Source organism: Sphingomonas sp., from assembly GCF_039595165.1.
Taxonomy (GTDB): Bacteria; Pseudomonadota; Alphaproteobacteria; order Sphingomonadales; family Sphingomonadaceae; genus Sphingomonas.
On the sequence record NZ_JBCNMA010000039.1, the window covers coordinates 1 to 25,455 of the forward strand.

The 25,455-nt window shown below is 67.8% G+C and carries 28 protein-coding genes; 19 read left to right on the forward strand and 9 right to left on the reverse strand.

All coding sequences use genetic code 11. The annotated features are described in order from the left end of the window. Positions 1–886: uroporphyrinogen decarboxylase (gene hemE, locus ABDV68_RS09040; RefSeq protein WP_343519512.1), on the reverse strand; the 886-nt coding region annotated here is incomplete at its 3' end. Between the two features lie 309 nt (positions 887–1,195). Here hemE and ABDV68_RS09045 point away from each other — a divergent pair. From ABDV68_RS09045 to ABDV68_RS09095, 11 genes are all read left to right on the forward strand, one after another. Further along, positions 1,196–2,023, forward strand: a complete 828-nt coding sequence (locus tag ABDV68_RS09045) for a pyruvate, water dikinase regulatory protein (protein ID WP_343519513.1) — start codon at positions 1,196–1,198, stop codon at positions 2,021–2,023. Next, complete coding sequence (locus tag ABDV68_RS09050; protein WP_343519514.1) at positions 2,020–2,607, forward strand: nucleoside triphosphate pyrophosphatase; 588 nt, start codon at positions 2,020–2,022, stop codon at positions 2,605–2,607. Before ABDV68_RS09045 ends, ABDV68_RS09050 begins: the two co-directional genes overlap by 4 nt. Beyond that, a complete protein-coding gene (locus ABDV68_RS09055) occupies positions 2,604–3,416 on the forward strand; it encodes a shikimate dehydrogenase (protein ID WP_343519515.1) in 813 nt (270 codons plus the stop codon). The genes ABDV68_RS09050 and ABDV68_RS09055 overlap by 4 nt, the downstream gene beginning before the upstream one ends. Next, entirely contained in the window at positions 3,413–4,009 is a 597-nt protein-coding gene (gene coaE, locus ABDV68_RS09060; RefSeq protein WP_343519516.1) for a dephospho-CoA kinase, read from the forward strand. Before ABDV68_RS09055 ends, coaE begins: the two co-directional genes overlap by 4 nt. Before the next feature lie 7 nt (positions 4,010–4,016). Further along, positions 4,017–4,706 (forward strand): DNA polymerase III subunit epsilon, encoded by a 690-nt coding sequence (gene dnaQ, locus ABDV68_RS09065; protein ID WP_343519517.1) that lies wholly within the window; start codon positions 4,017–4,019, stop codon positions 4,704–4,706. A gap of 49 nt (positions 4,707–4,755) precedes the next feature. Beyond that, a complete protein-coding gene (gene raiA, locus ABDV68_RS09070) occupies positions 4,756–5,334 on the forward strand; it encodes a ribosome-associated translation inhibitor RaiA (protein WP_343519518.1) in 579 nt (192 codons plus the stop codon). Positions 5,335–5,344: 10 nt separating this feature from the next. After that, entirely contained in the window at positions 5,345–5,812 is a 468-nt protein-coding gene (locus ABDV68_RS09075) for a PTS sugar transporter subunit IIA (RefSeq protein ID WP_343519519.1), read from the forward strand. After that, positions 5,799–6,260: a PaaI family thioesterase gene (locus ABDV68_RS09080; RefSeq protein WP_343519520.1), complete on the forward strand. Its 462-nt coding sequence runs from the start codon at positions 5,799–5,801 to the stop codon at positions 6,258–6,260. Before ABDV68_RS09075 ends, ABDV68_RS09080 begins: the two co-directional genes overlap by 14 nt. Further along, positions 6,257–6,598, forward strand: a complete 342-nt coding sequence (locus tag ABDV68_RS09085; protein WP_343519538.1) for a DUF1491 family protein — start codon at positions 6,257–6,259, stop codon at positions 6,596–6,598. Before ABDV68_RS09080 ends, ABDV68_RS09085 begins: the two co-directional genes overlap by 4 nt. A 313-nt stretch (positions 6,599–6,911) precedes the next feature. Continuing rightward, the gene (locus ABDV68_RS09090; protein WP_343519521.1) at positions 6,912–7,412 is read left to right on the forward strand and encodes a cell wall hydrolase; all 501 of its coding nucleotides are present in this window, start codon (positions 6,912–6,914) and stop codon (positions 7,410–7,412) included. Between the two features lie 38 nt (positions 7,413–7,450). Next, positions 7,451–7,957, forward strand: a complete 507-nt coding sequence (locus ABDV68_RS09095; protein WP_343519522.1) for an MmcB family DNA repair protein — start codon at positions 7,451–7,453, stop codon at positions 7,955–7,957. A gap of 10 nt (positions 7,958–7,967) precedes the next feature. On the opposite strand, the gene ABDV68_RS09100 is transcribed toward ABDV68_RS09095, so the two are convergent. Further along, positions 7,968–8,567 (reverse strand): ankyrin repeat domain-containing protein, encoded by a 600-nt coding sequence (locus tag ABDV68_RS09100; RefSeq protein ID WP_343519523.1) that lies wholly within the window; start codon positions 8,565–8,567, stop codon positions 7,968–7,970. A 71-nt stretch (positions 8,568–8,638) separates the two neighbouring features. On the opposite strand from ABDV68_RS09100, the gene ABDV68_RS09105 reads away from it, so the two are divergent. The 3 genes from ABDV68_RS09105 to ABDV68_RS09115 are packed head-to-tail and all read left to right on the forward strand — an operon-like array spanning position 8,639 to position 10,328. Further along, positions 8,639–9,232, forward strand: a complete 594-nt coding sequence (locus tag ABDV68_RS09105) for an SCO family protein (protein WP_343519524.1) — start codon at positions 8,639–8,641, stop codon at positions 9,230–9,232. Continuing rightward, positions 9,229–9,657: a YcgN family cysteine cluster protein gene (locus ABDV68_RS09110; RefSeq protein ID WP_343519539.1), complete on the forward strand. Its 429-nt coding sequence runs from the start codon at positions 9,229–9,231 to the stop codon at positions 9,655–9,657. The genes ABDV68_RS09105 and ABDV68_RS09110 overlap by 4 nt, the downstream gene beginning before the upstream one ends. 17 nt (positions 9,658–9,674) lie before the next feature. Then, a complete protein-coding gene (locus ABDV68_RS09115) occupies positions 9,675–10,328 on the forward strand; it encodes a SprT family zinc-dependent metalloprotease (RefSeq protein WP_343519525.1) in 654 nt (217 codons plus the stop codon). Here the strand turns inward: ABDV68_RS09115 and ABDV68_RS09120 are convergent. From ABDV68_RS09120 to ABDV68_RS09130, 3 genes are all read right to left on the reverse strand, one after another. Beyond that, positions 10,304–12,460 (reverse strand): PBP1A family penicillin-binding protein, encoded by a 2,157-nt coding sequence (locus tag ABDV68_RS09120; RefSeq protein WP_343519526.1) that lies wholly within the window; start codon positions 12,458–12,460, stop codon positions 10,304–10,306. The two genes, ABDV68_RS09115 and ABDV68_RS09120, sit on opposite strands and share 25 nt — an antisense overlap. Positions 12,461–12,522: 62 nt before the next feature. Further along, the gene (gene msrB, locus ABDV68_RS09125) at positions 12,523–12,933 is read right to left on the reverse strand and encodes a peptide-methionine (R)-S-oxide reductase MsrB (RefSeq protein WP_343519527.1); all 411 of its coding nucleotides are present in this window, start codon (positions 12,931–12,933) and stop codon (positions 12,523–12,525) included. Between the two features lie 31 nt (positions 12,934–12,964). Next, the gene (locus ABDV68_RS09130) at positions 12,965–13,588 is read right to left on the reverse strand and encodes a methyltransferase domain-containing protein (RefSeq protein ID WP_343519528.1); all 624 of its coding nucleotides are present in this window, start codon (positions 13,586–13,588) and stop codon (positions 12,965–12,967) included. Positions 13,589–13,882: 294 nt separating this feature from the next. On the opposite strand from ABDV68_RS09130, the gene ABDV68_RS09135 reads away from it, so the two are divergent. Next, complete coding sequence (locus tag ABDV68_RS09135) at positions 13,883–15,151, forward strand: MFS transporter (protein ID WP_343519540.1); 1,269 nt, start codon at positions 13,883–13,885, stop codon at positions 15,149–15,151. Here the strand turns inward: ABDV68_RS09135 and ABDV68_RS09140 are convergent. After that, positions 15,102–17,396 carry a CDC48 family AAA ATPase gene (locus ABDV68_RS09140; protein WP_343519529.1) on the reverse strand — a complete coding sequence of 765 codons (2,295 nt, stop codon included), beginning with the start codon at positions 17,394–17,396 and terminating at the stop codon, positions 15,102–15,104. The two genes, ABDV68_RS09135 and ABDV68_RS09140, sit on opposite strands and share 50 nt — an antisense overlap. Positions 17,397–17,727: 331 nt before the next feature. On the opposite strand from ABDV68_RS09140, the gene ABDV68_RS09145 reads away from it, so the two are divergent. Then, positions 17,728–18,615: a LysR substrate-binding domain-containing protein gene (locus tag ABDV68_RS09145; protein WP_343519531.1), complete on the forward strand. Its 888-nt coding sequence runs from the start codon at positions 17,728–17,730 to the stop codon at positions 18,613–18,615. Positions 18,616–18,726: 111 nt separating this feature from the next. Beyond that, entirely contained in the window at positions 18,727–19,326 is a 600-nt protein-coding gene (locus tag ABDV68_RS09150; protein ID WP_343519532.1) for a hypothetical protein, read from the forward strand. Positions 19,327–19,332: 6 nt separating this feature from the next. Here ABDV68_RS09150 and ABDV68_RS09155 read toward each other — a convergent pair whose 3' ends face one another. Beyond that, on the reverse strand, positions 19,333–21,636 hold the full coding sequence (locus ABDV68_RS09155; protein ID WP_343519533.1) for a DNA translocase FtsK 4TM domain-containing protein: 2,304 nt from the start codon (positions 21,634–21,636) through the stop codon (positions 19,333–19,335). Positions 21,637–21,732: 96 nt separating this feature from the next. On the opposite strand from ABDV68_RS09155, the gene ABDV68_RS09160 reads away from it, so the two are divergent. Further along, complete coding sequence (locus tag ABDV68_RS09160; protein ID WP_343519534.1) at positions 21,733–22,950, forward strand: FAD-dependent monooxygenase; 1,218 nt, start codon at positions 21,733–21,735, stop codon at positions 22,948–22,950. 18 nt (positions 22,951–22,968) lie between these two features. Continuing rightward, a complete protein-coding gene (locus ABDV68_RS09165; RefSeq protein WP_343519535.1) occupies positions 22,969–23,571 on the forward strand; it encodes a hypothetical protein in 603 nt (200 codons plus the stop codon). A gap of 2 nt (positions 23,572–23,573) precedes the next feature. Here ABDV68_RS09165 and ABDV68_RS09170 read toward each other — a convergent pair whose 3' ends face one another. Together ABDV68_RS09170 and ABDV68_RS09175 are read right to left on the reverse strand one after the other, a co-directional pair. Then, the gene (locus ABDV68_RS09170) at positions 23,574–24,209 is read right to left on the reverse strand and encodes an LON peptidase substrate-binding domain-containing protein (RefSeq protein ID WP_343519536.1); all 636 of its coding nucleotides are present in this window, start codon (positions 24,207–24,209) and stop codon (positions 23,574–23,576) included. Beyond that, entirely contained in the window at positions 24,206–25,117 is a 912-nt protein-coding gene (locus tag ABDV68_RS09175) for a tetratricopeptide repeat protein (protein ID WP_343519537.1), read from the reverse strand. Before ABDV68_RS09175 ends, ABDV68_RS09170 begins: the two co-directional genes overlap by 4 nt. Positions 25,118–25,455 lie beyond the last annotated feature (338 nt).

Consider the following 25,455-nt stretch of genomic DNA (forward strand, 5'->3'; position numbering starts at 1 on the left):
GATCCAGATTGCCCTGCACCGGCAGCCCGGCCGGCAATTCGCGATGCGCCCAGACCGGATCGACCGTCTCGTCGAGCCCGATCGCATCCACGCCGGTCTCGCGCGCATAAGCGGCAAGCTTGCCGCCCGCGCCCTTGGGGAAACCGATGATCCTTACATGCGGGCAACGCGCGCGCAGCCCGGCAACGATCGCCGCGTTGGGTGCGATCACCCAGCGCTCGAACTGCGCGGGCGACAGCGAGCCGGCCCAGCTGTCGAACAGCTGCACCGCCTCGACTCCGGCCTCGACCTGCTTCGCCAGATAGTCGACCGACATCGCCACGATCGCGTCGATGATCGCCTGGAACGCGCCCGGATCGCCGTAGGCCATGCGGCGCGTTTCGGACTGGTCGCGGCTGCCCTGTCCCGCAACCATATAGGTCGCGTTAGTCCAGGGGCTGCCTGCAAAGCCCAGGAAAGTGGTCTCAGCGGGCAAAGCGGTGGCGACGCGTCGGACGGTGCCATAGACCGGATCGAGCCGCTCAGGGGCCGCTGTGAGGCTGTCCAGCGCATGGTCGACCAGCCGGGGGGCAAGCCGCGGCCCTTCGCCCGTTTCGAACCACAGATCCTGTCCCAGCGCATGCGGCACGACGAGGATGTCGGAAAACAGGATCGCGCCGTCGAAGCCGAAGCGGCGGATCGGCTGGAGCGTTACCTCGGCTGCGGCGTCGCTGTCATTGACCAGCTCGAGGAATCCACCCTTCTCGGCCCGCAGAGCGCGATACTCGGGAAGATAGCGGCCAGCCTGGCGCATGAGCCACATCGGGGGCGCATCGACGCGCTTCCCAGACAGCACCTCCAGAAGAGGTTTGGGGAGCAACGACTTCGAATTCACGGGACCGGTCATTCCATCTTTCAGAAGAAGAAAAGAATCTAAGAAGGATGTTGTTGTGTGTTGGTGCGTGGATCGCGGGGCTTAGGCGTTCGTGCCGGTTCTGCCAACAGATTGACGCGGTGGACGCCCGCGATTCCCTGCAGAGTCGCGCAACCAGTCCACGTCATCCACAGGCTGTGTGTGCACCCGCCGGCATGTGGAGCGCGTTGTGGACGAGGTGGCCGGAGCGGGGAGCGATCGGCCCGCTTGGCGTGCCCTTTGCGTTGCGCTAGCGATTTTGCGCATGTTTTCCACAGATCCGTCCCGGCCGGCGTTCAAGCGGTGAGGCTTCACCTCCATCTCCTGTCGGATTCCACCGGCGAGACGCTCGAGAATATCGCCAAGGCGGCGCTCGCGCAGTTCGACGATGTCGAGGTGCTGCGCCATTTCTGGCCGATGGTGCGCAGCGAGACGCATCTCGAGCGCATCCTGGGCGAGATCGCGCAGAACCCGGGGCTGGTGCTGTTCACCCTGGTCAACCCGGAGATCCGCCGCACGCTCGAGGCGCGGTGCCGCGCGATCGGGCTGCCCGCGGTGGCGCCGCTCGATCCGGTCAATCACGCGCTCTCCAGCATGCTCGGGCAGGAGATGAAGGCGCGGCCGGGGCGGCAGCACACGCTCGACGCCGCCTATTTCGCGCGCGTCGACGCGATCCAGTTCACCATCGCGCATGACGACGGGGTCAATTGGGAGAATTGGGAGGAGGCCGACATCCTGCTTGCCGGGGTCTCGCGCACTTCGAAGACGCCGACCTCGATCTATCTCGCCAATCGCGGCTACAAGGTCGCCAACATTCCGATCGTGCCCGAATCCCCTCCGCCCGGCTTGTTGTTCGCGCTCAAGCATCCGATGGTCGTCGGGCTCACCACCAGCCCCGAGCGGCTGATCCAGGTGCGACGCAACCGGCTGCTCTCGCTCAACCAGCAGGATGAGACTTCCTATGTCGAGGCCGAGGCGGTGCAGCGCGAGGTCGCCTATGCGCGGCGCATGTTCGCCGACAATGGCTGGCCGGTGATCGACGTGACGCGTCGCTCGATCGAGGAGACCGCCGCGGCGATCATCACCCTGTGCAACGAGCGCGCGAGCGGTTCCGGGACTCGCGCCGAATGATCGTGCTCGCCTCAACCAGTGCATCGCGCCGCGCGATGCTGAGCGCTGCGGGGGTGCCGCACGAAGCGCTCGCTGCGCATGTCGACGAGGATGCCGCCAAGGCCGGGCTGGCCGGCGCCGCGCCGCGCGACCTCGCCGACGCGCTTGCCGAATTGAAGGCGCTCAAGGTGAGCCAGCGCGTGCCGGGCACATTGGTGCTTGGCTGCGACTCGGTGGTGGCGATCGAGGACGGGCCATTGCTCGACAAGCCCGCCGATCGCGCCGATGCCGAGAAGCATCTGCGTCTGCTGTCGGGCAAGCGCCACGATCTCTACAGCGCCGCGGTGATCGCCGAAAATGGCCGCCCGGTGTGGCGCCATGTGGATCGCGCGCGATTGCTGGTGCGGCCGCTTTCTGACGCGTTCATCGCCGAATATCTCGACGCCGAATGGCCGGCGATCGCAGGCTGCGTGGGTTGCTACCGAGTGGAAGGGCCGGGCGTGCAGCTGTTCGCACGCATGGAGGGGAGTCACTACACGATCCTCGGCATGCCGCTGCTCAACATCCTCGATTATCTGCGCACGAGAGGTGTGCTGACGTCATGACGACATCCTTTGCCGAAGTGATCGGCGACCCGATCGCCCAGTCCAAATCGCCGGTGATCCACGGCTTCTGGCTGGAGAAGCTCGGGCTCGACGCCGCCTATCGCAAGACGCATGTCACTGCCGAGGGGTTGGCCGGGTTCTTCGCTTCGCGCCGCGACGATCCCGCCTGGCGCGGGTGCAACATCACCGCACCGCACAAGGTCGCGGCGCTCGATCACGTCCCCGATCCCGGCGGCGTGCGCGACACGATCGGCGCGATCAACACCGTGTTCCGCAGCGCGGACGGTTCGCTGATCGGGACTAACACCGATGCCGCCGGCTTCTACGCCCCGATCGCCGAGTTCGACCTGGAGGGCGCCCCGGTCGCGGTGGTCGGCGCGGGCGGTGCGGCGCGCGCGGTCCTGTTCGCGCTGGCGCGTGCCGGAGTCGAGCGGGTGACGATCCTCAACCGCTCGCCGCTGAAGGCGATGGGCCTGCTGTCGCTGTTCGGGCTCAAGGGCGACGCCGTACCGCTCGACGCGCCGGTCCCGCCGGTGGCGCTGCTGGTCAATGCGAGTTCGCTCGGCATGACAGGCCAGCCGCCGCTCGATCTCGATCTCGGCAATCTGCCTGACGATGCGGTGGTGTACGACGCGGTCTATGCGCCACTCGAGACCGGGCTGCTCACCGCAGCGCGCGCGCGCGATCTCGAGACGGTCGACGGGCTCGAGATGCTGATCGGCCAGGCGGCGCTCGCCTTCGAGCTGTTCTTCGGCGAGCCTGCGCCGCGCGCACACGACGCCGAGCTGCGCGCCTTGCTGACGTCATGACACTAATCCTCGGCCTCACCGGCTCGATCGGCATGGGCAAGTCGACCGTCGCGGCGATGTTCGCCGACGAAGGCGTGCCGGTGTTCGACGCGGATGCCGAGGTCCACAGGCTGCAGGGCCCGGGCGGACGCCTCGTCGCCGCGATCGAGGCGGCGTTCCCCGATACGACCGGCGCGCAGGGCGTCGATCGCACGGCGCTGGGCGAGGCGGTGTTCGGCAAGCCGGCGGCGTTCGAGCGGCTGGAGGGAATCGTCCACCCCGCGGTGGCCGAGGCACGGCAGCGCTTCCTCGAAGCGAATCGCGGCCGGCCGCTGGTCGTTCTCGACGTGCCGTTGCTGTTCGAGGCCGGCGGCTGGCGGCAGGTCGACAAGATCGCAGTCGTCTCCGCGCCCCCCGACGTGCAGCGCGCGCGCGTCCTCGCCCGGCCGGGAATGACCGCCGAACGCTTCGAGGCGATCCTGGCGAGGCAGATGCCCGACGCGGAGAAGCGCGAACGCGCGGATTTCGTGATTCCGACGGGCGGTTCGCTGGAGGAGACGCGTGAAGTGGTACGCACTGTGATCGCTTGCCTCACGAGCGCGGAAGGCCGATAATCGCACGATGCGGGAAATCGTTTTCGATACCGAAACGACCGGGCTCAGCTTCAATGCAGGGCACCGGCTGGTGGAGATCGGCTGTGTCGAGCTGGTCAATCGCGTGCCGACGGGGCGCAGCTTCCATCGCTACCTCAACCCCGACCGCGACATGCCGGCCGAGGCGTTCGCGGTGCACGGCCTGTCCGCCGCGTTCCTAGCCGACAAGCCGCGCTTCCCTGAGATCTGCGACGAGCTGATCGAGTTCCTGGGCGACTGCCCGCTGATCGCGCACAATGCGATGTTCGACTTCGGCTTCATCAACGGCGAGCTCGGCACATGCGGCAAGCCGCTGCTCCAGGTCGAGCGTATCGTCGATACGCTGACCTTGGCGCGCGCGCGGCATCCGGGCGCCAAGCATACGCTCGACGCGCTGTGCGTGCGCTACGGCATCGACCTTTCCGCGCGCGAGTTGCACGGCGCGCTGCTCGACGCGCAGCTGCTGGCGCAAGTGTTCATCGAACTCACCGGCGGACGCCAGATCACGCTCGGCCTTGCTGTCGAAGCCACGGCGAGCGAGCGGATCGAGATTACCGCGGTACGGAGCAATGCCCGCCCGGCGCGCGTTTTCGCACCGAGCGATGAAGAACTGGCCCGCCATTCGGCGTTCATGGCCGGGTTCGAGGAGCCTTTATGGGGCACGCCGGCGTCCGGTTGACGGTCGCCGGGCGCGTTCCTAGGTGCTCCTCATATTGACGGAGGAAATTATGGATATCCGGGTTTCGGGTCATCGAGTCGATACGGGCAACGCCATCCGGCAGCACGTGGAAGACCGGCTCCAGGGTATCGCCGACAAATATTTCTCCCGCGCAATCTCGGCCCAGGCGACCTTCGGCAAGGGGCCGCACGACTATGGCTTCACCTGCGACATCGTCGCGCATGTGATGCAGGGCCTGGTGCTCAAGGGATCGCACGCCGCGCAGGAAGCGCACCTTGCCTTCGACGGCGCCGCCGACAAGATCGAGAAGCAGCTGCGCCGCTACGTCCGGCGGCTCAAGGACCGCAACAACGGCCACGCCCAGGCGGCGCTCGAGGCGGCCTACGACGCCGGCTATACCGTCTTCCAGATCGGCGATGAGGAGGAAGAGGTGGCGGATGCGCCGCCGGTGATCGCCGAGACGCGAGTCGACGTGCCCGACGCCAGCGTGTCCGACGCGGTGATGATGCTCGACCTGCGCAACACCAACGCACTGCTGTTCCGCAATACCGGCACCGGCAACTACAACATGGTCTATCGCCGCGCGGACGGAACGATCGGCTGGGTCGAGCCCAACCGGGCCGCCTGATCGCAGCCCGATGAACGATCTCGGCGATCTGCTGAAACCCGATGCGGTGCATTCGGGAACCGTGGCGGGCAGCAAGAAGAAACTCTTTTCGCTGCTCGGTGAGGTCGCCGCCGCGTCCTATGGGATCGATGCGGCGGTGGTGAGCGAGCGGCTGAGCGAACGCGAGAAACTGGGCTCGACCGGGTTCGGCGGCGGCATCGCGATTCCGCACGGCAAGATCGCGGGTCTGACCGGGGTGCAAGGGCTGTTCGTGCGGCTCGACAAGCCGCTCGATTTCGCTTCGGTCGACGACCTCCCGGTGGATCTGGTGTTCGCGTTGCTCTCGCCGCCTGATGCCGGTGGCGAGCATCTCAAGGCGCTGGCGCGGGTGTCTCGGCGGCTGCGCGACCGCGTATTCGTCGCCAAGCTGCGCGGCGCCGGGTCGGCCGACGCGCTCTACGCGCTGCTCGTCGGAAGCGAGGCGCGTGACGCCGCCTGAGCCGGCGGTGGGAGCGACGGCGCATTATCGCGCGCTCGAATCGCTCTATGCCGCCGCACCGATCAACCGCCTGTTCGAGTCGCGGCTCGAGATTCCGGCGAGCGGGCAGGCCCGGATCCACTTCACGATCGACGAACGGCATTTCCACGCCGGCGGCGCGGCGCACGGGACCAGCTATTTCAAGATGCTGGACGATGCCGCCTTCTATGCCTGCAACAGCCTGGTGACCGACCGTTTCCTGCTCACCACCGCGTTCAACCTGCTCTTCACCAAACCGCTCGGGCCCGGGCCGGTCGTTGCCGAGGGGCGCTGGGTCAGCGGGCAGCGCCGCGTGTTCGTCGCCGAGGCGCGGCTGATCGATGCGACGGGCGAGGAGGCCGCGCGCGGTACGGGCACCTTCATGAAATCGCGCATCCCGCTCGCCGGGCTGCCCGGGTACCGCAGCTGATGCCGCGGCTCGCGAGCGGGCTGGTGGTCGGCGCGCTCATCCGGCGAGTCAACGCCGCGGGGGGCAGTGCGATGGTGCTGGCGAAAGGCGAGGCGGAGGCCGGTGCGATCCTGATCCTGGCGCTCGAACGCGGCGGTGATCCGCGCTTTTTCGAGCGCGGGCTCGGACCCGACGGATTGCCTGCGCTGGTTCGCAGCGGGCCTGCCGAGATGGCCGATGACGGTGTGGTTTCGGACTATTGGCAGCGCCGCCGCGGCCGCGATCCGGATCTGTGGGTGGTCGAACTGGATATCGCGGGCGCGGAACGGTTCGCCGCTGAAACAATGTTCGGCGGTTGACGCAGCGCAGCATCAGGGTCAAAGACGCGCACACATATCAAGAGCGTTGTGCCGTCGGGGTGTGAAGCCGCCGGTTACGCAGTCGGGGGGAAAGCCCGACCGGTCCTCCGAACAAAGGGAATAGGATCCGGATCGCGCGCCAACCGCATAGTATCGAAGTTGAATGTCCTTTTCTGCACGGGCCGCGCTTATCGCGGCTGTGACTCTTACCTTTGCCGCAGGCATTGGCGCGACCGCCCCGGGTGTGGCCCGGGAAGCCGAGAAAGCGCCGCTCGCGGGGATAAACGATCCGGGACTCCCGCAAGTTCCCACAATGGGCGAAGCGCTCGCCGATCTCGAGACCGAGACTCCGGCAGCCCCCGCCCCCAGCGATCCTGCTTTTGATGAGGGCGCCGACGCCGATTATGCGACGCTCGCCGCCGCAGTCGCCGCGCAGCCGCTGGAGATCGACGATTCCGAGCTCAACTGCCTCGCGATCGGCGTCTATTACGAATCCAAGGGCGAGCCGCTCGAAGGCCAGCTCGCAGTCGCCGAGGTGATCCTCAACCGCGCCGCATCGGGCCGTTTCGCCAGCACCGTGTGCGGCGTGCTCAAGCAGCGCGGCCAGTTCTCGTTCGTGCGCGGCGGTCAGCTCCCACAGCCGCCCGAAAGCGCACGTGCATGGAAGACCGCACTCGCGGTGGCCAGGGTCGCGCGCAGCGATATGTGGGACAGCAAGGTCTCGAAGGCACTTTATTTCCACGCCCGCCACGTTTCGCCCGGCTGGCGCCGTGCGCGCGTCGGCAGCGTCGGCAACCACGTCTTCTATCGCTGACCCTTTAACTCGTTCGCCAAATGTTCTAGACGCCGGGGATGGTTGCACCGTCTCCGGCGTCTGCTGATTCGAACCCTGAGCTGGCCCCGCTCGTCACCGCCGAGGTGACTCGCGGTGCGTGTCGCATGCTGCTGCGCCATGATTGCGTGGCGATGGCCGAAGTGCCGCTCGGCGACGGGCGCCGCGCCGACCTGATGGCGCTCAATGCGCGCGGCGAGATCATCATCGTCGAGGTCAAGGTGTCGCGCGCCGACCTGCTCGGCGACGGTAAGTGGACCGACTATCTCGCGCATTGCGATCGCTTCTTCTGGGCGGTGCCGGCGGGCTTCGACTTGTCGCCGCTCGACACGCCGGGATTCCTGCCCGAGCGCGCCGGGGTGATCGTCGCCGATCGCTATGATGCCGCGATCGCGCGCGAAGCGCAGACCGTGCCGCTGGCGAGCGCGACGCGGCGCAAATGCACGCTCGCCTTCGCCCGCCGCGCCGCGCGCCGGGTGATCACCCTCACCGATCCCGATGCGGATGGGCTCGCCTGGGGCGGTTAGAAGTCCCTTTTTAGAAGCTGGGCCCGGACACCGCGCGCTTTTCGATCTTGGGCGCGTCCTTGAGCATCTGCGCGATCATCGGCGAGCGCGTGTCGCGCGACGCATAGTCGCGTGCGCTCATGCCGGTCAGGCGATCGCGCTGGTCGGGATCGGCCTTGTTGGCCAGCAGCGTGCGGACCAGCTCGGCGTCGCGGCGCTGGACGGCGCGGATCAGCGGAGTCTCGCCGCCATTGTTGCCGAGGTTGATGTTGGCGCCGCGCGAGATCAGCAGCGTCACCCCCTCGGGCCAGTTCGCCTCGACCGCGAGCAGGAGCGCCGTATTGCCCGCGCCGTCCTGCAGATTCGCGTTGCCGCCGCGCGCGAGGATGAAGTTGAGATAGGTGCGGTCGCGGCGCTTGGCGACGATGTGGATCGCCGCCTCGCCCTTCTCGTCGCGCGCATTGACGATCGTCTGACCGGGTTGGTTGAGGAACTCGGTGACCTTGTTGCCGTCCTGCTCGCGCACGGCCTTGAGAAAATTGTAGCTGTCGGAAAATTGCTGAGCGGCAACCGGGAGCGCCAAGGCAAGCAGCGCCGCGGCGAGTACGGGCCGGGACGAACGGAAAGACATGATCGGACAATGCCCCTGATGGATCGGAAACCTTGCAACGCGGCCACTATCAGATCATGGCGGCAAGCGCCATGAACAGGTTGCTTGTCCCCACCCTCGCCCTCGCTTTCGCCGCCGCTGGTTGCGGCGAGGCCACGCCCGCCAAGAAATCGCTCGCCGATGCGCCGCTCGCCGGCGCTTCGATCGGGGGCCCGTTCACGTTGGTGAATGGCGACGGCAAGACGGTCAAGGACACCGACTTCGCCGGCAAGTACCGCATCATGTATTTCGGCTACACCTTCTGTCCCGATGTCTGTCCGGTGGACGTCCAGAATATCGGCGGCGCGATGAAGCTGCTCGACAAGCAGAAGCCCGCGCTGTCGGCGCAGATCGTGCCGGTCTTCGTCACCATCGATCCGGCGCGCGACACGCCCAAGGTGGTCAAGGAATTCACCCAGGCCTTCTATCCGCGCATGGTCGGCCTGACCGGCACGCCGGCACAGGTCGATGCCGCGGCCAAGGCCTATCGCGTGCCCTATGCCAAGCGCGAGACGCCGAGCGGCTATCTCATGGATCATGGCCGCCAAGCCTATCTCATGGGTCCCAAGGGCGAACCGATCGCGCTGCTGCCCCAGGATCAGAACCCGCAGGCGATCGTCGCGGAGATCGAGAAGTGGATCGGATAGAGCCCTTCTGGGAGCAGCCGCTCTCGACTCTCGACCGCGCGCAATGGGAAGCCTTGTGCGACGGCTGCGGCAAATGCTGCCTGCACAAGATCGAGGACGAGGATACCGGCGAGCTCTATGCCACCAATGTCGCGTGCCGCCTGCTCGACCGGCATGCGGGCATGTGCAGCGATTACAAGCATCGCCACGCCTATGTCGCCGAATGCGTCCGGCTCAGCGCGAACAATGTCGACGACATCGCGTGGCTGCCGCGGACCTGCGCCTATCGCCTGCGCGCGGCAGGGGAGAAATTGCCCGACTGGCATTATCTGGTGAGCGGTGATCGCGAGAGCGTGCACGCGGCGGGCGAGTCGGTGCGCGGCTGGACGATCTCCGAGGACGTCGCCGGGGATCTCGAGCATCATATGGTCGACCGGATCCTGTGACCGGACCGATCGAGGTCGTGCGTCATCCCCGCGCTCGGCGGATGAAGCTCTCGGTCGACAACGCCACCGGCCAGGTGCGCCTGACGCTGCCGCCGCGCGCGCCGGTCGGCCCTGCGCTACGCTGGGCGCAGCAGCAGCAGGAATGGATCGCACGTGCGCTCGAACGTCGAGTCGCGCCGGTGCCGTTCGCGCCGGGGGCGGCGATCCTCTATCTCGGTGAGGAGGTCGGCCTCGGCTGGGACAGTGGCTTCCCGCGCACCCCGCTGCTCGACGATGGACAACTCATCGCGGGCGGGCCGCGCGAAGGCTATGAGCGCCGCATCGAACGCTGGCTGCGCAAGACCGCGCTCGACACGCTGAGCGCCGAGACCGGCGAATATGCCGCCAAGGCTGGAGTCACCGTCAGTCGCGTCGCGATCGGCGATCCCAAGGGGCGCTGGGGGAGCTGCGCGTCGTCGGGTGTGATCCGCTACAGCTGGCGGCTGATCCTCGCCCCGCCCATGGTGCGCCGTGCGACCGTGGCGCACGAGGTGGCGCATCGCGTGCACATGAACCACAGCCCCGCCTTCCACGCGGTCGTGCGCGAACTCTATGGCAGGGATCCGGCGCGCGAGCGCGCCTGGCTGCGCGCCAACGCGATGCGGCTTCACTCGTACGGGCGCGAGTCCTGAGGCTGGCGGGGCGCGTCGCGCGGAGGTGGCTCGCGGCGCGGCCGCAGCTCTTGGACACCGGTACGCGGGTCGCGCTGCTGCTCGCGATCGAGCGGCTCGCGCGGCGGCGGGTTGCGCTGGCCGCGCCCGGTCATCCGGTCGAGCCAGTCCTGGTCGATGGTACCGTCTTCCTCGCCCTCGATCCCGGGGTCTGACTCGGGACCCTGCAGCGCGCCGGGATTGACCTCATCGCGCGCGATGGGGTTGCCGTCCTCGTCGACGAACAGGCCATTGTCGGGCGCGCCATAGACTTCCTCGTCGGGCTCGATCTGCCATTCGGGCAGGGTCACCTCGGTCTCGAACTCCTCGACCGGGCGGCCGGCGACGGCGGGACGCATGAAGGCGGCGAAGGCCCGCGCCGGGGCGGTGCCGCCCTGCAGCCCGTGCACCGCCCTGGCATCGTCGCGGCCCATCCACACGCCGGTGGTGAGGCCCGAGGAGAAGCCCAGGAACCAACCGTCCTTGTTCGAGCTGGTGGTGCCGGTCTTGCCCGCGACCGGACGCCCGATCTGCGCCGAGCGGCCGGTGCCGGTGGCGACCGCGGTCTGCAGCAGATCGGTCATCTGCGCCGCGACATAGGGTGCGACCAGCACGCGCGAGGTATCGACCTCATGCTGGTAGATCACCGCGCCGTTGGCGGTGACCCGGGTGATCGCATAGGGGGTGACCGCAACGCCCTTCTGCCCGACCGAGGCGAAGGCGCGCGTCATGTCGATCAGGCGCACGTTGCTGGTGCCGAGCACCATCGCCGGCTGCGTGTTGATCGGGGTGGTGATGCCGAACCGCCGCGCCATGTCGGCGACCGTGCCGAAGCCGACCTCCTGGCCAAGCTTGGCGGCGATCGTGTTGATCGAATAGGCGAAGGCCGAACGCAGCGTCATCTCGCCCGAGAAGCGGCCCGAACTGTTGCGAGGGCTCCAGCCGTTGATCGTCACCGGCTCGTCGACCAGCCGATCCTCGACCTTGTGCCCGGCCTCGAGCGCGGCGAGATAGACGAACAGCTTGAACGCCGAGCCGGGCTGGCGCGTCGCCTGGGTCGCGCGATTGTAGATCGACGAGACATAGTCGCGCCCGCCGACCATCGCGCGCACCGCGCCGTCGCGATCGAGGCTGACCAGCGCGCCCTGAGTGCCCGCCGGCGTATTGGCCTGGATCGCCTGGGTCGCGGCATTCTGCATGCGCAGGTCGATCGTCGTCCACACGTCGAGCGGCGCGACGGTCTCGTCGATCAGCACCTCGAGCTGGGGCAGTGCCCAGTCGGTAAAGTAGCGTACGCTGTTCTGCTTGGGCGCGGCGGCGAGTTTGACCTCGGCCGGGCGGGCGGCGCTGGCCTCGGCGCGGCTCAACGCGCCGGTCTCGACCATCACGTCGAGCACCACGCTGGCGCGTCCGACCGCGGCCTCGGCGTCGGCGGTGGGGGAGTAGCGCGACGGCGCCTTGACCAGGCCGGCGATGACTGCGGCCTCCGACAGCGTGAGATTGGTCGCGGGATGCGCGAAGAAGGTGCGCGAGGCAGCGTCGATGCCATAGGCGCCGCCGCCGAAATAGACCTTGTTGAGGTAGAGCTCGAGGATCTGGTCCTTGGTGAACTTGCGCTCGAGCGCGAGCGCCAGGATCATCTCGCGCACCTTGCGGCCGAGGTCGTACTTGTTGGAGAGGAAGATCGTCCGCGCGACCTGCTGGGTGATCGTCGAGCCGCCCTGCAGGCGGCGATCGGTGCCGCGATTGTCGACCGCGAACTTGGCGATGCGCGCCAGCGCCACCGGATCGACGCCCCAATGCGAGCGGAAGCGGCGATCCTCGATCGCGATCATCGCGTCGCGCATCGGCGCGGGGATCTGGCTGTACGGGATCCACTCGCCATAGCTCGGCCCGAGCGAGACGATTACCGTGCCGTCGGCGGCATGGACGCGGATCATCTGCCCGTTGGGCGAGGATTTGAGCTCCTCGAAGCTCGGCAGCGAAGCGCGTGCGGTGTACACCGCGATGGCCAGCGCGATGAAGGCAGCGATGGCGAGCGTAAAGCCGCCGATCAGCACCCATTTGAGGATGCGGCGGAACTTGCCGGGGCGGGCGGGGGATTTTCTGGGCATCGAAGTGGGCGCGAACCTACCGGCGAACCACGCGGCTCACAAGCTGATCGATACGGGCGGCGTCAGGCGTCGCCGTCGTCGCCGCGCGGACGGAAATCGAGCGCGACCGAATTGATGCAATAGCGCAATCCCGTCGGCGGCGGACCGTCGGGGAAGACATGCCCCTGATGCCCGTCGCAGCGTGCGCAGCGCACCTCGGTGCGGACCATGCCGTGGCTCGAGTCGCTGTGCTCGCTCACATGATCCGCGGCGACCGGCCGGGTGAAGCTCGGCCAGCCGGAGCCCGAATCATATTTGTCGTCGCTGTCGAACAGTTCGAGCTGGCAGCCCGCGCAGCGATAGATGCCGTCGGCCTTGGCGTCGGTATAGTGACCGGCGAAGGCGCGCTCGGTGCCGGCCTCGCGGAGCACATGATATTGCTCGGGGGTGAGCCGCTGGCGCCACTCCGACTCGGATAGGTTGAGCTGATCCATGCGCTCGATGTGTGCCGCCGGGCGGCCGCCGTCAATCGGCGGGTTCGTCCTTCCACGCCCACCAGAGCTGTGCGGGCGGCACGTTCCACCATTCCATGTCATGATCGATGCGCGCGAACAGCGGCGTCAGGAAATTGCGGACATTGGGATTGAACTGGTAGACGAGGAATGCCCCGCCGGGGCGCAGCACCCGCTGGGTGGCCTGGGCGATCTGCTCGCCCACGCCCGGTGGCAGGGTGGAGAAGGGCAGGCCCGACAGCACATAGTCGGCCTGTTCCGCGCCGTGATCGGCGACGATCGCGTTCACGTCCGCGGCCGAGCCGTGGATCGCCGAGAAGCGCGGATCGACGATGGTCTGGCGCAGATAGGCGACGAAATCCGGGTTGGTATCGATCGCGATATATTTGGCGTCGGGGCCGAGCCGGTCGAGGATGTGGCGGCAGAAGGTGCCGACGCCGGGGCCATATTCGACGAACACCTTGGTGTTCTCCCAATCGACTCGCGCCAGCATCTTGCGGATGAGCTTGTTCGACGACGGGATGATCGATCCGACCATCACGGGGTGCTTGAAGAAACCCTGGAGAAACAGCGCCTGAGGCGAGAGAGGACGCGCGGCCTTGCGTTTCGCGCGGGCAATGGTGGTCGAACCGGTCATCAACTTCCCTCTGTCGGTGTCACGTTCCTGTAGGACAGTTGCAATGGCTCTGTCATCAGAGTCCGTTTAAAATGCGCCAAAGTGCACTCTCCGCCAGCGGGCCGGCAGGTAGGCTCATACGGACTCCCCCTTAACGTTCCTTGCATCGCGGCGGTTGCGCGGTCCGGCGAAAGCTTTCATCCTCAAACCCATGGAGCAGCGGCGCGAAGGCCAAGTCGCGGCGGGCGATGCCGCCATGCGGGAACGGTGAGCCCGCCCAAATTCGATCGCACCTTCGCGATCCTGTTCCTGGTGATGCTCACCATCGCCGCCGGCAACACCGCGTTGCAATCGGTGCTCCCCGCGCTGGGCCGCTCGCTCGGCGTACCCGACAGCGCGGTCGCCGCCGCCTTCTCGGTCTCGGCGCTGCTGTGGACCCTGGTCGCGCCCTATTGGGCGAATCGGTCGGATCGGCACGGGCGGCGGCAGATGGTGCTGCTCGGGCAGATCGGGCTTACCGGCTCGCTGTTCTTCTGCGGCCTGTTTCTCGCCGCAGGGATCAATGGCTGGATCGCGCCGGCCACGGCGTTCGCCTTCTTCGTCGGCGCCCGGATGCTCTATGGCGGGTTCGGCTCGGCCGCGCCGCCTGCGGTGCAGGCGATCGTCGCCGCGCGCACCAGCCGCGAGGAGCGGACCAGGGCGCTCACCCTGCTCGGCTCGGCGTTCGGGCTCGGCACCATCCTGGGGCCGGCGATCGCGCCCTATCTCGTCCTCGGCGACTTGTGGCGCGGCGGGCCGACCATCGGCCTTGCCGGGCCCGCGCTGATCTTCAGCGTGGCGGCGCTGGCGATGATGCTGACCGTCGCGCGCTTCCTGCCGCGCGACGTCGACGCGCCGGTCAGCCATGGCGCGGCGGCGAGCTATCCCTCGATCGGCGGGCAGGCGAGCGGGGCGAGCGTCACTGCGGCGACCGCGCCCAAGGTCGAGCCGGTCGGCTATCTCGACCCGCGCGTGCGCGCTTGGATGATCTGCGGCCTGATCCTCGGCCACGCCCAGGCGATGGCCGGGCAAGTGATCGGCTTCCTGATCATCGACCGGCTGGGCGTGCCGCCGATCGAGGCGATCGAGGCGACCGGCCTCGTGCTGATGCTTGGCGCAGGCTCGGCGCTGCTCGCGCAATGGGGGATCATCCCGCTGCTCAACCTCAACCCGCGCCAGCTCATGCTGATCGGGCTATCCCTGAGCGCGGTCGGCTGTTTCGCCACCGGCAGCGCGACCTCGCTCTACGGCATCGCCACCGCCTATGCGCTGACCACGCTCGGTTTCGGCTTCTCGCGCCCCGGCTTCACCGCCGGATCGTCGCTCGCGGTGGGGCAGGCGGCGCAGGGATCGGTGGCGGGAAAGGTTACCTCGATCAACGGCGCGGCGTTCATCCTCGGTCCGTCGATCGGCGTCGCCTTTTACGGGCTGTGGCGGCCGCTCCCCTATCTGGTCGCGGCCGCTGCGCTCGCCCTGCTCGTCCTTTATGGCTGGTTCACGCTCCGGTCTTCGGGCCGCGGCCCTGGAGCATCCCCGGCGCAATGAACCCGATCGGATTGAGAGCCACCGCATCCTGCTTCATCCGCGCGACGAGCTGAGCATATTCCGCTTCCATCTCGGGCGTGACGGTCGCGCGCGAGTCGGCCAGCGCCGCCTCGAAATGCGCCATCGTCACCTGCTTGTTGCCGAGCGATTCGCGTAATGCGGCAAGGCCGGCGCGGCGCACCACATCCTCGAGGTCCGCGCCGGTGAAGCGCTCGGTCCGCGCCGCGACCGCGGCGAGGTCGACATCCTCGGCCAGCGGCATGCGCGCGGTCTGGATCTTGAGGATGCGCTCGCGTCCCGGCGCGTCGGGCACGCCGACATAGATCAGCTCGTCGAGCCGGCCCGGGCGCATCAGCGCCGGGTCGATCAGGTTGGGCCGATTGGTCGCGCCGATCACCACCACCGACTGCAGCTCCTCGAGCCCGTCCATCTCGGCGAGGATGGTGTTGACCACGCGCTCGGTCGCCTGCGGCTCGCCGAGCCCCGAGCCGCGTGCGGGCACCAGGCTGTCGAGCTCGTCGATGAAAATCACGCACGGCGCCACCTGGCGCGCGCGGGCGAACAGGCGAGCGATCTGCTGCTCGCTTTCGCCATACCATTTGCTGAGCAGGTCGCTCGACTTGGTGGCGATGAAGTTCGCCTCCGCCTCGCGCGCCACCGCCTTGGCGAGCAGCGTCTTGCCGGTGCCGGGCGGGCCGTAGAGCAGGAAGCCCTTGGCCGGTCGGATGCCGAGGCGGCGGAACGCGTCGGGATCCTTCATCGGCAGCTCGACGCCTTCCTTGAGGCGCATCTGCGCGTCGTCGAGGCCGCCGACATCCTCCCAATGGACATTGGGCTTCTGCACCATCACTTCGCGCATCGCGCTCGGCTGGACGCGCTTGAGCGCCTCGACGAAGTCCTCGCGCGTCACCGCGAGCATGTCGAGCACCTCGGGCGGGATCGTCTTCTCCTCGAGGTTGAGCTTGGGCATGATCCGCCGCACCGCCTCGATCGCGGCCTCGCGGGTCAGCGCCGCGAGATCGGCGCCGACGAAGCCGAAGGTGGTACGCGCGAGCTCGGTCAGGTCGACCCGCTCGCCGAGCGGCATGCCGCGGGTGTGGATGCCCAGGATCTCGCGCCGCCCGCGCTCGTCGGGCACGCCGACCACGATCTCGCGATCGAAGCGGCCCGGCCGGCGCAGCGCCTCGTCGACCGCCTCGGGCCGGTTGGTCGCGGCGATGACGACGACATTTGCGCGTGCCTCGAGCCCGTCCATCAGCGTGAGCAGCTGCGCGACCAGGCGCTTCTCGGCCTCACCCGACACCTGGCCGCGCTTGGGCGCAATCGAATCGATCTCGTCGATGAATACGATCGAGGGGGCGTTCTGGTTCGCTTCCTCGAACACCTCGCGCAGCCGTTTCTCGGACTCGCCATAGGCCGAGCCCATGATCTCGGGGCCGTTGATCAGAAAGAATTGCGCGTCGGACTCGTTCGCCACCGCCCGCGCGAGGCGGGTCTTGCCGGTGCCGGGCGGGCCGTGGAGCAGCACACCCTTGGGCGGATCGACGCCGAGCCGCTGGAACAGCTCGGGATAGCGCAGCGGCAGCTCGACCATCTCGCGCAGCTGGTCGATCGTGGCGGCCATGCCGCCGATATCGTCATAGGTCACGTCGGCACGGCGGAATTCCTTGGCCTCCTCGTAATCCGCGCGCAGCTCGATCTCGGTGCTCTCGTCGATATGGACGATGCCGCGCGGCGTCGCGGAGACCACGGTCAGGCGGATCTCCTGCAGCGCATAGGCCGGCGCGCGCAAATGCTGGAGCACGTTGGGCGGCATGTCGGCGACGCGCTGCTGGCCGACGGTCGAGACGGTGTCGCCCTGACACAGCGGGCGGCCGATGAAGGTGCGCTTGAGCGCATTGGCCGAGCCTTCGAGGCGCAGGTCCTTGCGTGCCGGGGCGAACACGACCCGCGTCGCCGGGCGCGATTCGGCGCGGCGGATCTCGACATAGTCGCCGGAGCCGACCCCGGCATTGGCGCGCTGCAGCCCATCAATGCGCAGCAGCTCGAGCCCCTCGTCCTCGGGATAGGGGAAGACCGCGCGTGCGGGGGTGTTGCGCTTGCCGACGATCTCGATCACATCGCCCTGCTGCAGGCCGAGCTCGGTCATCAGCGCGCGCGGAAGATGGGCGAGGCCGCGGCCGCTGTCCTCGGGCCGCGAATTGGCGACCTGGACCTTGCGCGTGGGGGTTTCGATATCGGCCATTGGCTCTCCTTCCCTGCGAACGTCTGAGGGTGAGCGCGCCACATAGGCATGCGGTTCCGGATCGCCTAGACAGGCTATCGTTTCGCCGTCGATTCGGGCAAAAAAAAGGGCCGGTCCGTGGACCAGCCCATGAAAGGTTTAGGAGAGGATGCCTGAAAGGCACGCCCTATGTGCAGTGCGGCGTATTTTTGTGCAAGTGCGAAAAGATCGTATGACGGTTGCAGTTTCTGCAATCTGTAACATTCGCGGTTTACTGCCAATGTAACCGTTGTCAGACCGTTCACTCTGATAGCCAGTTGCAATCGGAAACGCTGCACCACACAAAACGCACATGCGCAGGCTGCCGCCCCTCACCGCCATCGAGGCGTTCGTCCAGGTCGCGAGGCTGGGATCGGTCAAGGCTGCCGCGGAGGAACTGGCGCTGTCCTCGCCCGCGCTCAGCCGCCGCGTCCAGGCGCTGGAACGTTTCATCGGCAAGCAGTTGTTCGAGCGCCGGCACCAGGCGATGAAATTGAATGCCGAGGGCGAGCGGCTGCTCGGGCTGATCGCGCCCGCACTCGATTCGATGAGCGACGCGATCGAGGGGATGACGAGCGGGGTCGAGCTGCTGCGCCTGCGCCTCGGCACGCCGGCATTGTTCGCGACGCAACGGCTGCTCCCGCATCTCGGTGCGTTGCGTGCCGCGCATCCGCAGCTCCATCTCGACATCGACACCGGTGGGCATGGCATGTCGCGGCTTGGCGACGGACTCGACGCGGCGATCGTGCTCGCGCGCGACATCGATACGCTGCTCTATGGCCGGCGCCTGGACCGCAACCGCATCCGCCTCGTCGCGGCGCGGCATATGGTCGAGGGACCGAAGGCGATCACGCGTCCTGAGCAGCTCAACGGCATGACCGTGATGGTACATCGCGACATGGCCGACAGCTTCGAGATCTGGCGCGATGCGTTGCGGATGCCTGACATCGAGCCGGTCGCGATCGATCTGTTCGATTCGGGCTCGCTGCTGCTCGAGGCCGCGGCACAGGGTGTCGGCATCGCCTTCATGCTCGACTCGCACGTGATCCGCACCGACGATCCCCGCATCGCGACTCTGTTCGAGCCGGAAGTGAAGAGCCCCTATTCCTACTGGTTCGTGTGCCGCCCGCGCGCGCTCGAGCAGCGTCCGGTCAAGCTGTTTCACGACTGGATGATCGATACGATCGAAATGGAGACGTAGGACAGCACTTCGGAGCCTCGGATTCCATGGCCCGATTCGAACCTAGCAGGCCATTCGTCCCCCCGGCGCGGCATGCTATGCTGCGCACACGCAACTTCGGGGAGGGATGCCATGGCACGTTTCCTGTCCAGGCAGTTCGAGCACCGCGATCGCCTGTATCATCTCGAGATCGGCATTGATCAGATCGCTGCGCTTCGCGACGAATTGTCGATCGAAATCAGCGCACGGAGCCATTCCCCGCGCGGGGACGGCGGAGTCTCGATCCAGGCGGTGCTCACCGTCGATCTTGAACGGCACGAGATCGTCATCGAGATCGAAGGCGAGGAGCTTGGGCGGATCCCGCTCGACGCGACAGCGGTCGCCGATGTCGACGAGGCGGATGCCGAAGGTGCGGAGGGCATCGCCCGCGAGGCGTGGGACGGGTTGGTGGAGCATCTCGTCGATGGCGACGGCAATCCCGTCGCGGAAACGATCGAAGCGATCATCGACGCCATCCCCACGGGCGATCCGCTACTGGGCTGCCTGCTCAAGGGCGCGATCAGCGCCAGCGTCGGCCAGATCATCCGCTGCTACGGCAAACTCTCGCCGCAGGACGAGACCGTCAGGCAGAAGCTGCGCGCGCTCGCGCGATGCCTCGGCCGGAACGTGTGGGGGATGCTCGGACGCGCCACCGCGCGAGCGCTGCGCTGCATGGTGAGGGGCGGCTTCTGAGCGCCGTCAGAGCGGCCGCCCGTCGGGATCCATCAGCACCTCGCGCCGGCCGACATGGTCGGGACGCGAAACGAGCCCGTCCTTCTCCATCCGCTCGATGAGGCGCGCCGCGGAATTGTAGCCGACGCGCAGCTGGCGCTGGAGCCACGAGGTCGACGCCTTCTGGCTCTCCGCGACGAGCTGCACCGCGCGGCGATAGAGCTGTTCCTCAGGCGAATCGTCGCCGGTCGGGGCGCCGTCGAGCGCAAACTCTTCGCCCTCCGGCTCCTCGGTGACCGCCGAGATGTAATCGGGTGCGCCCTGCGCGCGCCAGTGATCGGCGACCGCCTGCACTTCCTCGTCCGACACGAACGGCCCGTGGACGCGCGCGATCTGCTTGCCGCCGGGCATGTAGAGCATGTCGCCCTTGCCCAGCAGCTGCTCGGCGCCCTGCTCGCCCAGGATGGTGCGCGAATCGATCTTCGACGTGACATGGAAGGAGATGCGCGTCGGCAGGTTCGCCTTGATCACGCCGGTGATGACGTCGACCGAAGGGCGCTGAGTCGCCATGATCAGGTGGATGCCCGCGGCACGCGCCTTCTGCGCAAGGCGCTGGATCAGGAACTCGACCTCCTTGCCTGCAGTCATCATCAGGTCGGCGAGCTCGTCGACCACGATCACGATCTGCGGCAGCGGATTGAGGTCGAGCGTCTCCTCCTCATAGATCGGCTGGCGCGTTTCGGGGTCGTAGCCGACCTGCACCTTGCGCCCGAGCTTTTGTCCCTTGGCCAGCGCCTGGCGCACCTTGTCGTTATACGAGCCGAGCGAGCGGACGTTGACCGAGGCCATCATCCGGTAGCGCTCCTCCATCTGCTCGACCGCCCATTTGAGCGCGCGCACCGCCTTGGGCGGGTCGGTCACGACATCGGCGAGCAGATGCGGGATGTCCTTGTACATGCTGAGTTCCAGCATCTTCGGATCGATCATGATCAGCCGGCACTGCTCCGGCGTCAGCCGGTAGAGCAACGACAGGATCATGCAGTTGAGCCCGACCGACTTGCCCGAGCCGGTGGTGCCCGCGACGAGCAGGTGCGGCATCGGCGCGAGGTCCGCGATCACCGGATCGCCGGCGATGTTCTTGCCGAGCACGATCGGCAGCTGTGCGCCCATGTCCTCGAAGCTGTCGCTGCCGACCAGCTCGTGCAGGCTCACCATCTCGCGCTTGGCGTTGGGCAGCTCGATGCCGATCACGCTGCGCCCCGGGATCGTCGCGACACGCGCCGACACCGCCGACATGTTGCGCGCGATATCGTCGGCGAGCTGGATCACGCGGCTCGCCTTGATCCCGCTCGCGGGCTCGAGCTCGTACATCGTCACGACGGGTCCCGGCCGCACTTCGACGATCTGGCCCTTCACATGGAAATCGTCGAGCACGCTTTCGAGCAGCCGCGCATTGCGCTCGAGCGCGGCCTTGTCGATCGCGGCGGCGCCGCTCTTGGGCGCGGCCTTGAGCAGGTCGAGCGGGGGAAGCTTGTAGCTGCCCTTGAAGTCGAGGCTGGTCTGCACCGGCTTGGCCTTGGGTGGCGTGGGCGGCGGCGCGGGATCGGCGATCACCGGGCCCGGTCGCGTGTCGGGCAGTGCCATCTTGCGCGGCTTGGGCGCCGCGCTCGGGGTGAACAAGTCGGCGGCATCGTCGACGTCGCCATCGACGTCCCCGCTTTCCGTTCCGGTCCGCTCGCGCCGGGGCAGGCGAAGCTGCTGCACATCGAGCTGCACGCTGCGCGCCCAGATCACTACGCCTGCGATCCCCGCGGTCAGTCCGAGCAAGCGCGCGCCCCACAAGGTGACGGCGGGATCGCCGGCGAGGCTGAGTCCCCAGCGCAGCATATTGGCGATCGACAGCCCGACGACCCCGCCCCATCCGCCGGGCAATTCGAGCACCGAGCGGCTCGACACGAAGGCGAACGCGGTGTCCATGAGGGCGATGCCGAGCGCGGCGCCGCCGAGCATCCGTCCCCAAGCCCCGACCGGATTGCCCTTCCACAGCCGCGTCGCGACGATCAGCCCGACCGGCGCGAGCAGCACCACCGGCAGGCCGCCGATTGCCAGCAGCAAGTCGGCGAGCCACGCGCCTGGCGTGCCCAGCAGGTTGCGCACGGGGCCGCCCGAGGCCGTGTTGAGCGACGGATCGCCACCGGTATAGGTCCCCACCGCGAGCACCGCGGCGAGCGTCGCGACGAACAGCGCGATCGCGCCGATCAGCGCGCCGCTGCGTTTCGCCCCCGCCTTCATCGTGTCACGCCACAGCATCGGCTGCACCCGGCTCGCCATCATCGGCCCCTGAAAATGTGTCGAAAATCCCGCTTCCCCGAATCATCCACCCTGCGGACTCTGGCGTCAAGGCAGCGGCTGGAGTAACGCGGCGGGATGAGCCAGGCAGACCTTCTCATCCTCGGCGGCGGGCTGGTGGGGAGCGCGCTCGCGGTCGCGCTCGACCGCCATGGCATTTCCTCGATCGTCGTCGATCCCGCTGACCCGCAGCTTATCCTGGCGGCGGCGCATGACGGCCGCGCCTCGGCCATCGCCGCCGCGCCGATGCGGATGCTCGCGACAGTGGGTGTCGCGGAACGGCTTGAGGGCAAGGGCTGCCCGATCCAGAGCATCCGGGTGAGCGACGGACTGGAGCCGGGCAAGCTCGATTTCGACCCGCGGGAGGGCGAAGGCGCGCTCGGCACGATGTTCGAGAATCGCCACTTGCGCGCCGCGCTGATGGCGGCCGCCAGCGAGGCGCCGCTCGCGGATGTCCGCATGCAGACGCGCGCGCTGGCGGTCGAGCGCGACGCGCACGGCGTCACCGCGACGCTGAGCAGCGGCGAGACGGTCAAGGCGCGCCTGCTGATCGGGGCCGAGGGCCGCAACTCGCCGACGCGCGACGCCGCGCACCTCAACACGGCGCGCTGGACCTATGATCACTCGGCGATCGTCACCTCGCTCCACCACGAGCACAGCCACGAAAACACGGCGTTCGAGATTTTCTATCCGCAGGGCCCGTTCGCGATCCTACCTCTGGTCGACGACGAACAGGGTCACCGCTCGGCGATCGTGTGGTCGGTCAAGCGCCACGAGGAAGCGGGGATGATGAAGCTCTCCGAGCGCGGCTTCCTCGCCGAGGCGGAGAAGAAGATGGGCGGGTTCCTCGGCAGGCTCGGCCCGCTCGGTCCGCGCTTCAGTCACCCGCTCGGTTTTCACCATGCGGCGAAGATCACCGCGGAACGGCTGGCGCTGGTCGGCGATGCCGCCCACGGCATTCATCCGATCGCCGGCCAGGGGGTCAATGTCGGCTTCCGCGACGTCGCCGCGCTGGTGGAGGTGCTGGTCGAGGGTAAGCGGCTCGGCCTGGACATGGGCGATCCGCAACTGCTCTCCCGCTACGAGCGCTGGCGCAGTCTCGACACCTTCATGGTCAGCGTCGCCACCGACGCGCTGACGCATCTGTTCGGCATCCCCGGCAAGACCGCGCACGCCGCACGCCGCTTCGGCCTGTCCGCAGTCGACAAGCTGCCCGCGCTCAAGAACTGGTTCATGGCGGAGGCACGCGGCGAATCGGGTGCGACGCCCAAGCTGCTGCACGGAGAAATGGCCTAACCGCAGGGGGAGAAGCGCATGCCGATGCTGTTGGGACTGTTGCTCGCTCCGGCCGTCCCGCAAATGCTCTCCGAAAATGCCTGGCTCGTCGAGGTCCGGCCCGGCGCCCGGCGCTACTTCCGCGAAAAGGCGATGACGCGCGCGGGGCCGGGCAAGGCCTTTGTCGCCGCCGGCGACAAGCTCGTCGCGGATCGCAGCGTCGGGTCGTTCACCTTCGTGATTTTCGTTTCGCCCAGCGGCAAGGCGACGCGCGGGTGGATCGAGACCGCGGGGCTGCGCCGTGTCACGCCCCCGCCCTCGGCGGCGGGCTGGACCGGCGACTGGAAGTTTGAGGATGCGAGCATCACGATCAAGCCCGGCACGCGGTGGGGGCACCATCATGTGGCCGGTATCGCGACCTGGGGCGGGCACGATCCCGAACGGGTGGCGCGGGGCGGAGTCAATATTGGCGACTTCGAAAGCGATCTCGTGCCGCGTGGCGATCGCATGAGCTATGTTGAGAGCGACGATCCCAATTTGTGCCGAGTCGATATGCGGCTGATCGGCCCCTACCTTCTGGTCGAGGACAATAGTCGCTGCGGCGGGTTAAACGTGACGTTCAGCGGCACCTATCGCCGCTGACGCTACTGCAGCGTCCCTTCGTCGCTGTCGTGGCGGCCGAAGAACTGCATCAGCTGCACGGTCAGCTCGGCGCGCTCGCGCAGTGAATCCGCCTCGAGCAGCGCCTGCTTGGCGGCCGAATCGAACGGTGCGATCTGCGCGATGCCGTTGACCAGGCTTTCGTCGTCGAGCCGCGACACCGCGCCCCAATCCACCGCATAGCCCTGACGGTCGGCGAAGCGGCGCGATTCGAGCTCGAGCGAGGCGCGCTCCCCCATGCCCAGTATCTCGTCGTCGGGATCGGCGATCAGCTCGGCCTCGACCTGGCGGAACAGCGTCGCGACTTCGAGCTCGCGCACGATGCGGAAGCGGGCCAGTCCTTCCAGCACGATGTCGAACCGACCGTCGTCGAGCGCCTCGACGTCGGCGATACGGCCGACGCAGCCGATCTCGAACAATGGTACCGGTTCGCCCGGTGCCTCGCGGAAGCCGGGGCGCGGCTGGATCATTCCGATCCGCCGGTCGCGGGCGAGCGCGTCGGTCACCATCGCGCGATAGCGCGGCTCGAAGATATGCAGCGGCAGCTGCATCCGCGGGAACAGCAGCGCCCCCGCCAGCGGGAAGATCGACAGGCGGCCAACCTTCCCCAATTGAGTCATCCGAACAGAATGGCGGAGAGCTTGCGGCGCTGCGCCGAGACCCATGGGTCCTCGAGCCCCACCGCCTCGAACAGCTTGAGCAGGCGCGCGCGGGCGGCGCCGTCATTCCATTCCTTGTCCTCGGCGATCATCGTCAGCAATGTCTGCGCCGCGCCTTCGCGATCGTTCGCCGCCATCTGCGCGCCGGCGAGTTCGTAGCGCGCGTCCATGTCCTGCGGATTGGCGGCAGCGCGCGCTCGGATCGCGGCGAGTTCGTCGTGGGCTGGCGCCTCCTTCGCCAGCGCCAGCGCGGCACGGGCGCGCTCGACCTCGGGAGTCTTGGCGGTTTCGTCGGGCAACACGTTCAGCGCCGCTTCCGCCTCGTCGAGCCGGCCCAGCGCGATGAGCGCGCGGGCGCGGCCGGCGGCGACGAGCGGATGCTCGGGCGCCATCTCGGCGATCTGGTCGTAGATGATCAGCGCGCGCTCATGCTCGCCGCCCGCCAGCACTTCCTCGGCCATCGCCAGCAGCGGCTCGAGCTCGGCCTCCTGCGCCGCGGCATCGCTGTCGACCGGGATCTGGCGCAAGATCTGGTCGAGATTGGCGCGCAGCTGGCTCTCGGTGCGGGCATTGGTCAGGTCGGCGACGAGCTGGCCCTGGAACATCGCATAGACGGTCGGGATCGAGCGGACCTGAAACTGCCCGGCGATGAACTGGTTGGCGTCGACGTCGATCTTGGCGAGCAGCACGCCCTTGTCGGCATAATCCGCCGCGACCTTCTCGAGAATCGGGGCCAGCGCCTTGCACGGCTCGCACCATTCGGCCCAGAAATCGAGGATGACGAGCTTGGTCATCGACGGCTCGACGATGTCCCTGCGGAACGCCTCGACGGCTTCCTTCTCGGCGGCGGAAAGTCCCAGCGTGGCCACGGCGAATCCCTTGTACGAAAAACCGGCGCCCTATGTGGGCGCTGGCGCCGCTCGGGCCAAGAGGTTTCGGCTGCGCGGAACGGCACCGGCCCGCTCCTCCACCCGGCCACCCAACGCCAGTGTACTCCACGGGCGGCCGGGCGGAGGAGTGAGCCGGTGCCGCTCGAATCTATGCGCGATTCGGGACTTGCGGACCCCGAAACCCGCTGCTAGAGGCCGCCACCTTGCCCCGCCCCCTCGGTATTCCGAGCGGGCACATCGGCGCCAGAGAGCGGGCGTAGCTCAGGGGTAGAGCACAACCTTGCCAAGGTTGGGGTCGAGGGTTCGAATCCCTTCGC